This window comes from uncultured Methanobrevibacter sp., from assembly GCF_937898925.1.
Classification (GTDB): Archaea; Methanobacteriota; Methanobacteria; order Methanobacteriales; family Methanobacteriaceae; genus Methanobrevibacter.
Window position 1 is genome coordinate 1 of sequence record NZ_CALDKF010000089.1, and the last position, 11889, is coordinate 11889.

Sequence of the window (11889 nt, forward strand, 5' to 3'; positions counted from 1 at the left end):
AGATGTGTAGAAGAAGCTGGATTAAACAAGTTCTTATTTGAATTTGCTAACTTAAGAGAACAAGACTCTTGGGTACACATGACCCAACCTGCTGAAGCAACTGCAAAAGCAAAAGACTTAACCCGTATGGCAGTTGCAAAAGCTAGATTATTAGAACCTCTCGAAGCTTCTAAAGTAGCTGTAGACAAAAAATGTCTTGTTATCGGTGGTGGAGTAGCAGGTATTCAATCTGCATTAGACTTAGCTGATATGGGATTCAAAACCTACATGGTAGAAAGAAACCCAACTATCGGTGGAAGAATGGGTCAATTAGACAAAACCTTCCCTACCTTAGACTGTTCCATGTGTATTCTCGCACCTAAGATGGTAGACACTTCCAAACACGAAAACATTGAATTAATTACTTACGCAGAAGTAAAAGAAGTAGACGGTTACATCGGTAACTTTACTGTAAAAGTTGAGAAAAAACCTAGATACGTTAAAGAAGAAGACTGTACTGGATGTGGACAATGTCAAGAAGTCTGTCCTATCGAAATACCTAACTACTACGACGAAGGTGTAGGTATGGTAAGAGCAGCTTACATCCCATTCCCTCAAGCAGTACCTCTCTGTGCAACTATCGACAAAAACTACTGTATCGACTGTGGTCTTTGTGAAACCGTATGTGGTCCTGAAGCAATCGACCGTAACATGGAACCAGAAGAAATCGAACTCCATGTTGGTACCATTATTGCAGCAACCGGTTACGACCCATATGACCCAACCGAAAAATACGAATACGGTTACGGTAGATACACTAACGTAATTACCGCAATGGAAATTGAAAGAATGATCAACGCATCCGGTCCTACTGGTGGTCACGTACAAAAACCATCTGACGGTAAAGAACCTAAACGTGTTGCATTCATCCACTGTGTCGGTTCAAGAGATGAACAAATCGGTAAATCCTACTGTTCAAGAGTATGTTGTATGTACTCTATGAAAAACGCTCAATTATGTATTGACCACGAACCTGACACTGAAGTAACCTGTTACTACATGGATATCCGTTCATTCGGTAAAGGATTCGAAGAGTTCTACAAAACTTCCCAAGAAAAATACGGAATTGAATTCATCAGAGGACGTCCTGCTGAAATCATCGAAAACGATGACTTAACCTTAACTGTAAGAGCAGAAGACACCTTACTCGGAAAAGTAACTGAATACACCTACGACTTAGTTGTATTATCTGTAGGATTAGAACCTCCTAAAGGATCTAACGAACTCAGACAAACCTTAGGTTTATCCAGAACTTCCGACGGATTCTACATGGAAGCTCACCCAAAACTCAGACCTGTTGACACTTTAACTGACGGTGTTTACATTGCTGGTGTAGCACAAGGTCCTAAAGATATTCCTGACGCAGTAGCACAAGGATCTGCTGCAGCATCAAGAGCATCTATCCCAATGGCTAAAGGTGAAGTAGAAATCGAACCTATTACTGCTGACACTGATACCACCGTTTGTGGTGCATGTGAAGTATGTGTAGAATTATGTCCATTCGGTGCTGTAAGTATTGAAGGTGAAGGCGCAGACAAACACGCAGCTATTAACGTTGCATTATGTAAAGGATGTGGTACCTGTGTAGGTGCATGTCCATCTGGTGCTATGAACCAAAACCACTTCAAAACCGAACAAATTATGGCACAAATTGCAGCAGCTCTCGAAGATGTTGCAAAATAGATTAAGAGATTTATTCTCTTTTTCTTTTTCTTTTTTTTTAAACAATTTTTATTTGTTTGTATATTCACTAACTATTTTTCTCACTATTTTACTCGTCTCGAATTAAAAAATAATATAAAAAATAATATAATTAATATATAAATTAATAAAAACTTTTATTTAATTAAAAAATTATATTATATATTAATAAGAATTTTATAAGATTATATTTTTAGAATATTTTTTTATTATTTCTGATTTTTATAAACTTTTGAAATTTTTAATAATTCTATTATTTTGCTATTAATTAAAAAAATAATATTTAATGTTTAATAAGTTATTTAAGAGAATATAGGTGTTATGATGTATCAATATGAAGAAGATATGAATAAGATTAATGACTTGATGAGAGTTCATAATGACTGGATGAGAGACAGCGTTAACCTCATTGCAAGTGAAAATACCACAAGTAATGCTGTTACAACTGCAATGGTTTCAGATTTGGCTCACAGATATGCTGAAGGGCAAGCTTACGAAAGATTATACCAAGGATGTACCTACATAGACCAAATTGAAGACATTACAAAACAATTATCCTGTAAGATTTATGACTGTAGCTATGCAAATGTTCAACCTGTTTCCGGTGTAACTGCAAACCTCGCCGCTTTCTTCGGTTTTGCTAATGCTGGAGACAAGATGATTGCAATGAACATTCCTTACGGGGGACACATCTCCCATGCAAATGTAAGTGCTGCAGGTATTAGAGGATTAAAAACTTTAGAACATCCATTCAATCCAGAAGTAATGAATATTGATGCTGATGCATTGAACAAAATGATCTTAGAGGAAAAACCAAAAATAATCCTCTTTGGAGGAAGCTTATTCTTATTCCCACACCCTGTATCTGAAGTTGTAGATGCAGCTAATGAAGTAGGAGCAACCATTATGTACGACGGTGCTCACGTTCTCGGATTAATTGCTGGTAAACAATTCCAAGATCCTTTAAAAGAAGGAGCTGAAGTCCTTATGGGTAGTACCCACAAGACTTTCCCAGGTCCTCAAGGAGGAATCATCTTATCAGATAAGAAAAATGAAAAATTAATTGACAATGCTGTATTCCCTGGTGTAGTAAGTAACCATCACTTACACCACTTAGCTGGTTTAGGTATTGCTACCGCTGAAATGTTAGAGTTCGGAGAAGCTTATGCTAAACAAACCATTAAAAACGCTAAAGCATTAGCTGGAGCTCTTGCTGAACAAGGATTCAATGTATTATGTGAAGATTTGGGATATACTGAATCCCACCAAGTAGGTATGGATGTAAGAGATGTTAAAAGAGCTACCATCTTAGCTAAGGAATTAGAGCAAAACAACATTATTCTTAACAAAAACCTCATTCCTGGTGACAATGTAAATGACAGTGATGACCCATCTGGTATCAGAATCGGTACTCAGGAAATCACCAGAAGAGGAATGAAAGAGAAAGAAATGGAAGAAGTAGCGCAGTTCATCTGGAGAGTTGCTGAAGGTGACAAAGTGGACATCAAGGATGAAGTCACTGAATTCATGTCTCAGTACAGAACCATTCACTACGCTTTCACAGAAGAAGAAGGATACAAGTTCATTGAACATATCTAATCCTTTTTGAATTTAAATAATTTCAGTCCATTGGCTGAAATTCTTTTTTTATTTTTTATTATTTTTTTATTATAGACCAATTTAATTGGATTATATTTAATTTTTTCATATTTAGACATTAATCATATTAATTTTATTTAGGGGATATTTCATGAAAATAGGATGGGCTTTTACCGGTGCAGGACATTTGCTTAAGGAAAGCGTTGAAGCTATGGAAGAATTGGCAAAAGACAACGATTTGACTGTCTTTTTATCACAGGCTTCCGAGGAAGTTTTAAAGATGTACGGTCTTTATGATAGGGTTGTTGCTGTAACTGGTGGAAGGTATAATGAACTTGCAAGCGATTCAAATCAGAAATTCAGCTTTCCAATTACTGGCAGGCTTTCACTTGGAAAATATGATTTGCTTATAGTATCACCTACAACTGCAAACACAGTTGCTAAGATAGTTCATGGAATTTCAGACACTCTCGTAACCAATGCTGTTGCACAAGCTGGAAAAGGCAGGGTAAGAACTCTTATGGTTCCTGTAGACATTGAGCCAGGAGATGTTGAAACAATATTGCCATCAAAGCTTGAAAAGACCAAATGCCAAAAATGTGATGAATGTGAGGCAGCGTTGGCTTGTCCGAATGGTGCAATCATTGCCCATGAAGAGATTGATTTATTGAAATGCATTGGCTGTGGAACCTGTAAGGACATTTGCCCATATGATGCAGTTTCTACAGGAAAAATAATTACAATGCATATGAGGGAAATTGATATTGAAAACACTCAAAAACTTCAAAAAATGGAAGGAATCGAGATTTTCGACTCTCCTCAAAGCCTTATGGATAGCTTAGATTTATAATGTTTCTATCCTTTATTTTTTAATTTTATTTTTTATTTTTATTTTTTATTTTCTATCTATGCTTATTTTAAAGACATTACATCTATTTTATTTCTACCTCATCACCTATTTTCAAGCAATCATCAAATTCTCTTTTATCAAATTCCATTATATATTTTGCTGGTTTTTTAGGAATATAACAATTCCACGGCTTTAATTCAGCTATTTCATAAACCACATTGCATTTATCAATAAAAACTAAAACTATCTCAAACCTCATGAAAAAGCTATGGATTGAAGATCTTTCCTTCTTATTTATTCTCTCAGGAATCTCAAAGAGCAATGGAACCTCTGCATTTTTTTTAAACATAAGTCCCATTAAGCGACTAAAAAAAGTATTGGCTATTCTGATTTTTGCAATTTCCTCATTTGATTTTATAAGTGTCATGGACTTTAAATTTTTCTTCGTTTTATTTCTTTTATTTTTCAATATTTTTACCATAATTCTATTATTTTCTATTTATTTTCAATATTTATAAATATTTTCATTATTAAAAACTTTTTAACACTTTAAAATCAATTTAACAAGTAAATAGCAATTTTTAAATTTCATCATAACATTATAATTATAATATGATTATTATTTTTATAAATATTAATAATAATAAAGTTTATTTACATTCAAAATAAGAAATATATATCATAATAATATATATTATATAATTTATTAAAATCATTAAGATAATGAATTTTATCTTAAATTTTTATAAGATTTACCATTTTAATAAATTTAAAAAATCACATTTATTAGGAGAATCGATATGCCGTTAAAAGAGGCAGAGAAAAACTATGACTTTAAAAAAATAGAGGAAAAGGTCCAAAACTTTTGGGCAGATTCTGATATTTATGAAAAAACAAATAAATTGCGAGCAAATGGTCCACAATATTCCTTTTTAGATGGGCCTCCATATTGTAGTGGAAAAATCCATTTAGGAACTACCTGGAATAAGGTTATCAAGGACACCTTATTGCGTTACAAGTCCATGAATGGATTTTCTTTAAGAAGACAAGCTGGATGGGATACCCACGGATTGCCTATCGAACATAAGGTAGAGCAATTGTTAGGCATTGAATCCAAACAGGAAATTGAGGAAAAATACGGTATTGACAACTTTATCGACAAATGTAAGGAATTTGCAATGGAAAATAAGGTTGCAATGACTGAGCAATTCAAAAGCTTAGGAGTTTGGATGGATTGGGACAACCCTTATATGACCTTGGATCCTAAATATATGGAATCCGCTTGGTGGACATTGAAGAAAACTCATGAAAAGAACTTGCTTACCCGTGACCAAAGGGTAATCAGCTGGTGTCCTCACTGTCAAACTGCACTTGCTGCAGCTGAAATTGACTATACTGAAGGAGATGACCCTTCCATTTATGTACGTTTCCCACTTAAGGAAAAATTAATCACAGATGGAGATTATGCTGATTTGAAACAGTCTTTCCTTGTATGGACAACCACTCCTTGGACACTTCCTGGAAACTTAGCTATTTGTTTGAATGAAGAATTCGATTATTCTTTCGTAAAGGTAGATGAAAGATTGAATGAAAGTGGAGAAGAAATCCTCATCATAGCAAAAGAGCTATTGGAAACTGTTTTAGGTCCAATTGAAGTTATTCACAAAAACAAATTGCCAAATCCTAAATATGATCCTGAAGATGAAGAGTCTAAAGAAAAGAAATACATCATTGAGGAAGAGAAAGAAGTGATGTATGAAATCATCAAAACCGTAAAAGGGTCTGAACTTTTAGGTTTGTCTTATGTTTATCCTTTAGCAGAACAAGTACCAAAACAAATGGAAATTGAAGCGGAAAACAGTTTAGTTCATTCCACTTTCCATGGAGACCATGTAGAGTTAGGTGAAGGTACCGGTTTTGTACACACTGCGCCTGGACACGGTCCTGAGGACTTTGAAATCGGTCAAAAAGTAGGACTTCCTATACACTGTCCAGTGGATGAAGCAGGATGTTTCACCGAAGATGGTGGTATCTATGCTGAAGGCTTTACCAAAGACTTGAATGACACCATTATTGCAGATTTAATTGCTCAAGATTTAATGTTTAAGCATGATACAATCAACCACAGATATGGTGTCTGTTGGAGATGTAAGACTCCTATTATTTACTTAGCTACTGAACAATGGTTCATTAAAGTGCCTGAAATCAAGGAAAAGATGCTATCTGAAATTGATAGAGTTGAATGGGTACCTAAATGGGCTGGTGAAGGAAGATTCCATGATTGGGTAGCTAACGCTAAGGACTGGACCATTTCAAGACAAAGGTACTGGGGTATTCCGATACCTATTTGGATTTGTCCTGATTGTGGTGAAATCAAGGTAATCGGTTCAGTTGAAGAGCTTAAAAATGAATCAATCAATGAAATCACTGCAAGTGATGAAGATTTAGTACACAGACCTTATGTTGATGACGTATTGATTAAATGTGATTGTGGCTGCGATTCACCTATGAAACGTATTCCTGATGTATTGGATGTATGGATTGACTCAGGAGTAGCAGGTTGGGCAGCTTTATACTACCCTCGTGAAGAGGAAATGTTTAATAAATGGTATCCTTATGACTTTATTTGTGAAGGACACGACCAAACCAGAGGATGGTTCTATTCCCAATTAGGAACTGGTGTAATCGCTTTGGACCAAGCTCCATATAACAAGGTTTTAATGCACGGATTCGTATTGGACGAAGAAGGTAAAAAGATGAGTAAATCCTTAGGAAATGTAGTTCAACCTGAGGAAGTCATTGAGAAATACGGTGCAGATGTACTCAGATTCTACCTTTTATGGACTTGTAAGCCATGGGATGACCTTAAGTTCGTATGGGATGAATTGAACAATGTCAAAAAGATGTTCAATATCTTCTGGAACGTATATGTGTTCTCAACCACTTATATGGCTCTTGACGAATTCGACCCTGCAAAATGCATAGTTGACGGTCCTGATGCAAATGTCACTTTAAGAAATGAGGACAAATGGATCTTATCCCGTGTAAATTCCCTTGCAAAAGAAGTGGGTGAAGCAATCAATGATGTGCACTTCCACTTAGCTACAAGAGCAATAAACAACTTCATACTTGAAGACTTAAGCAGATGGTATGTAAGATTGATTAGAGGAAGGACTTGGGTGGAAAGCGATGACCCAGACAAGTTAGGCGCATACTATTCACTTTACACTACACTCAATACCTTAATCCATTTAATGGCTCCAATTACCCCTCACTTATCTGAAGAGGTATATGAAAACTTGGTTAAAAACTTGAATGCTGATGCTGCAGAAAGTGTTCATATGGATGATTGGATGTATGATGAATCCTTAATCGATAAGGAACTTGAAGCTAAAATGGATAATGTGAGAGATGTTATCGAAGCATCTGCAAGAGCAAGGGATGTTGCAAGATACAAGTTAAGATGGCCTGTAAGTGATATAACTGTCGTATCACAGGATGAGGAAATCTTGGAAAGCATATCCTCACTTGAAGACATTATTAAAGATCAATCAAATACAAAAGAAGTCATTACAGCTACTGAATTTGAAAACCTCACATTCATTGCAAAACCTAATCTCAAGACCTTAGGTCCAAGACTTAAGGGAGATATGGGCATTGTACAAAAATTCTTCGCACAAGCTAAAGCCGATGGAACAGGAAATTCCATTAAGGATAGCTTGGACTCTACTGGCAAGTATGTAGTGAGAGGAGAAGATAGAGAAGGCAATTTAAAAGAAATTGAACTCTCAGTTGATGATGTTCTTTATGAAACTGAGCTTCCTGATGATGTTGTAAGTGCAGAATTTGCTGGAGGAAATGTATTCGTGAATACTAAAATCACTCCAGAAATCTTATCTGAAGCTATGGCTCGTGAACTTATTAGAAGAATCCAAGACATGAGAAAGGACATGGACTTGGATGTTGAAGCCAATATCGGCGTTATGGTAAATACCAATGCTGAATTCAAGGAATTGGTTGAAAAGCAATCCGATTTAATAAGTGAAGAGGTAAGGGCTAAGTCACTTGTAATATTTGATGGTGAAGCTTGTGAAATCTGTACACTTAAAGGTACAGAAGAGAATGTTGATGATGATATTTCCATTGAATATTCAAAAGAATGGATTATTGAAGATAACAAAGTGATTATTTCTGTTGTTAAACTTATCTAAGGTGTTTTTATGACTTTAACAGATTCTGAAGTAAAATATATTGAAGGAATTCTCAAAAGAGAAATGAACGAATTGGAAGAGGGAATGTTAGACGTAATGTTCTCTGAACACTGTTCATACAAAAGTAGTAGGCCAATTTTAAAATTGTTCCCTACTGAAGGAGAAAACATAGTTTTAGGTCCTGGAGACGATGCAGGTCTTGTATCCATTACAGATGAGTACGCTCTTGCTGTAGGTATGGAAAGTCATAATCACCCTTCAGCTATTGAACCTTACGGTGGAGCAGGTACTGGTATTGGAGGAATCCTAAGAGATATCATTTCTATGGGTGCAATGCCGATTGCACTTCTAGACAGCTTACGTTTCGGTCCACTTGAAGACCAAAAGTCAAGATACTTGTTTGAGCATGTTGTTGAAGGAATATCTGACTATGGTAATAGGGTAGGTGTTCCAACTGTTGCTGGTGAGATTGAATTTGACGAATCCTTCAGAACAAACCCTCTTGTAAACGTATTGTGTGCAGGGCTTGTTAAAAAGGATGAAATCGTAATGGCAGTTGCTCCAAACATTGGAGATGTCTTCTTGCTTATGGGTGGAACCACTGGTAGAGATGGTATTCATGGAGTAACCTTTGCATCTGAAGAGTTAACCTCCAACTCTGAAACTGAAGACCGTCCTGCTGTGCAAGTGGCAGATCCATTCACCAAAAAGAGAGTGCTTGAAGCTTCACTTGAAATCCTTGAAAAAATCGATTGTTCCGGTGTAAAGGATTTAGGTGGTGGAGGTCTTACCTGCTGTGTTTCAGAACTTGTGGACAAGTCTGGAAACGGTGCAGTTGTAGACCTTAGGGCTATTCCTCTTCGTGAAGAGGGAATGACCCCTTATGAAATTATGCTTTCAGAATCACAAGAACGTATGATTTTTGTCATTAACCCTAAAGATGTTGAATTGGCTCAAGCTATCTGTGACAAGCACGAAATCCCTTCTGCAGTGATCGGTGAAGTAACTGATGGAAACCATATGGTTGTAAAGGATTTCGATGCAGAAGTGGAACTCCAAACATTATGTGATGTTCCAACTATCCTTTTAGCAGACCCACCTTCACTTGATAGGGAAATGAGAGAGCCTGCTAAACCAACTGATTTGGTTGAAGTGGTAGATGGCCCAATAGATGAATCATTGATTAAAGTGTTGTCCTCCCCTAACATTGCAAGCAAGGAATGGGTTTACAAGCAATATGACCATGAAGTTCAAACCAGAACTGTTGTAAAACCTGGTGATGATGCAGCTGTATTGCAAATTGATGATGAAACCGCTGTTGCAATTACCGCTGATTCAAATACAATCCACACTAAATTGACTCCATACGATGGTGGAGCAGGAAGTGTAGCGGAAGCAATCCGTAATGTGGTTTCAATGGGTGCAAAACCTTATGCTGTTGTAGATTGCTTAAACTTCGGTAACCCAGAAACTCCTGAAATCCTTTGGCAATTCAAGGAGTGCATTAAGGGAATGTCTGACATTGCAGAGAAATTCGAAGCTCCGGTAATAAGTGGAAATGTAAGTTTCTACAATGAAACAGAAGGTATTAAAATCAACCCAACCCCTGCAGTAGGGGTAATCGGTGTTGAAAAGCTTTCAAGCATCAGAACACTCCCATTCAAGGAAGAAGGAGATAAAATCATCATTATCGGTAAGACTTATGATGAAGTTGAAGGTTCCGAATACCATAGAGCGGTACATTCTCTTGAACAAGGGGATGCTCCTAAAATCAGGATTGATGATGAATTGGCATCTGCAAACACCATTCTTGACTTGATTGAAAATGATGGGGATTATGTAAAATTCCTTGAAGGCGAAGATGAACTTGCAATAACCGCTACCCACGATGTATCCGCTGGTGGAATAGCTATTGCATTGTCTGAAATGGCTATGAGCGGCAAACTTGGTTGTGAAGTGGACATTAGCAAGGTTCCAGCTGAAGAAGGCATTAGCGACAATAACTTGTTGTTCTCAGAATCCCATGCAAGATTTATCATAACTGTAAGTGCTGATAAGGCAGATGAAATACTCGATTCCATTGATGTGGATGCTGCAATTATCGGTGAAGTCAAGGGAGATTCATTAGTCATTAAGAAAGATGATGAAACCATTGTAGATTTAGCTGTAGCTGACTTGGATGATGCTTATCATGGTGTCATTGAAAAGTATATGGCTTAATTTATAATATTTATCATTTCTTTTATTTTTTTATTAAAAATTTAATCTTATTTATTTTATTAGTTTATTTATTAGTTTATTAATTTATTTTTTGGACGATAACATGAAGTTTATATCAAATTTAATTCCATTGGGAGACGCTTTAGCTAAAATTGATGAGAATCAAAAGCTTATGGATACAGAAAAGATTCATTTGAAAGATTCTCAAGGAAGAGTTTTAGCCCATTCCATTTCCTCTTTTCATAACTCCCCTCCATTTGACAAATCTGCAATGGATGGATATGCAGTGATTGCAGAGGATACCTTTGGTGCTTCCAATAATGTCATTAAAGAATTAAAGATCATTGATAGGATTGGAGCAGGGGACTTTTCAGAAAAAACATTATCCAATGGAGAAGCTATTGTAATAGCAACTGGTGCACCGATTCCAAATGGTGCAAATGCTGTTTTAATGAAGGAATTCACCTATGAAGACGGTGATAATTTAGAGATCCATTCACAAGTGACTCCTGGTGAAAACATCTCTCCAAAGGCTGAAGACATTGCTGAAGGAGATGAATTGTTAGGGGAGAATGTTTTAATCAGACCGCAAGAGATGGGCTTGATTGCTTCAGCAGGACACAGTGAAGTTGAAGTTTACAAAAAGCCAAGAGTCAAGCTGCTAATAACCGGGAATGAATTGGTTGAACCTTCTCCAGAGCTTGACAAGGCTAAAATCATCAATTCCAATCAATTTACCATCGCAGCATTGATTAGGAGTGCTGGAGCTATAGTAGAAATAGAACATGGTGCAGATGATTTTGAAGGGGTTAAGGAAGCTATTGATAAGGCAACCAAGGAATATGATGTGGTAATCACCACAGGTGGAACCGCTATCAGCAAAGGGGATGTAGTCATTGAAGCGGTTGAGGAATTAGGGGAAGTCCTATTCCATGGTGTTGCAATGAGGCCAGGAAAGCCTGTTGGTGCAGGTATAGTCAATGGAACCCAAGTGTTTATGCTTTCAGGTCAACCTGTAGCTGCTATGGGTCAATTTGATATAATTGCAAGGCATTATCTCTTTAAAATGCAAGGGCTCGATTATTCCCATAAAGTGATTAATAGGGTATCCAAAACCAAAATACCTTCATCTCTTGGAAGAACAGATTATATTCGTGCAGTAGCTGATGATAATGGTGTTCATCATGTATTGAATAGAGGTTCTGGTATAATTAGGTCAATGGTAGAGGCAAACTGTTACATTATCATTGATGAAAACCATGAAGGAAT

7 protein-coding genes are annotated in these 11889 nt (G+C 36.5%); 6 read left to right on the forward strand and 1 reads right to left on the reverse strand.

Annotated features, from left to right (window positions below; all coding sequences use genetic code 11):
• From Q0409_RS07160 to Q0409_RS07170, 3 genes are all read left to right on the forward strand, one after another.
• Positions 1-1722, forward strand: a 1722-nt coding sequence (locus tag Q0409_RS07160) for a CoB--CoM heterodisulfide reductase iron-sulfur subunit A family protein (RefSeq protein WP_298536457.1), incomplete at its 5' end; no start/stop codon positions are given.
• Positions 1723-2064: 342 nt separating this feature from the next.
• Positions 2065-3339, forward strand: a complete 1275-nt coding sequence (glyA, locus tag Q0409_RS07165) for a serine hydroxymethyltransferase (protein WP_298536459.1) — start codon at positions 2065-2067, stop codon at positions 3337-3339.
• Between the two features lie 151 nt (positions 3340-3490).
• Entirely contained in the window at positions 3491-4189 is a 699-nt protein-coding gene (locus Q0409_RS07170) for a dihydromethanopterin reductase (acceptor) (RefSeq protein WP_298536460.1), read from the forward strand.
• An 82-nt stretch (positions 4190-4271) separates the two neighbouring features.
• Here Q0409_RS07170 and Q0409_RS07175 read toward each other — a convergent pair whose 3' ends face one another.
• Complete coding sequence (locus tag Q0409_RS07175; protein WP_298536461.1) at positions 4272-4616, reverse strand: DUF192 domain-containing protein; 345 nt, start codon at positions 4614-4616, stop codon at positions 4272-4274.
• Positions 4617-4989: 373 nt separating this feature from the next.
• Here Q0409_RS07175 and ileS point away from each other — a divergent pair, with 373 nt between their 5' ends.
• From ileS to glp, 3 genes are all read left to right on the forward strand, one after another.
• Positions 4990-8400 (forward strand): isoleucine--tRNA ligase, encoded by a 3411-nt coding sequence (gene ileS, locus Q0409_RS07180; protein WP_298536462.1) that lies wholly within the window; start codon positions 4990-4992, stop codon positions 8398-8400.
• Between the two features lie 9 nt (positions 8401-8409).
• Positions 8410-10620 (forward strand): phosphoribosylformylglycinamidine synthase subunit PurL, encoded by a 2211-nt coding sequence (gene purL, locus Q0409_RS07185; RefSeq protein ID WP_298536463.1) that lies wholly within the window; start codon positions 8410-8412, stop codon positions 10618-10620.
• A 103-nt stretch (positions 10621-10723) separates the two neighbouring features.
• Positions 10724-11889, forward strand: a 1166-nt coding sequence (gene glp, locus Q0409_RS07190) for a gephyrin-like molybdotransferase Glp (RefSeq protein WP_298536464.1), incomplete at its 3' end; no start/stop codon positions are given.

Bases quoted from the DNA above. Each gene is read 5' to 3' on its own strand.
- ileS (WP_298536462.1), top strand. From the start codon at position 4,990: ATGCCGTTAAAAGAGGCAGAGAAAAACTATGACTTTAAAAAAATAGAG.
- Q0409_RS07170 (WP_298536460.1), top strand. From the start codon at position 3,491: ATGAAAATAGGATGGGCTTTTACCGGTGCAGGACATTTGCTTAAGGAA.
- glyA (WP_298536459.1), top strand. From the start codon at position 2,065: ATGTATCAATATGAAGAAGATATGAATAAGATTAATGACTTGATGAGA.
- purL (WP_298536463.1), top strand. From the start codon at position 8,410: ATGACTTTAACAGATTCTGAAGTAAAATATATTGAAGGAATTCTCAAA.
- Q0409_RS07175 (WP_298536461.1), bottom strand. From the start codon at position 4,616: ATGACACTTATAAAATCAAATGAGGAAATTGCAAAAATCAGAATAGCC.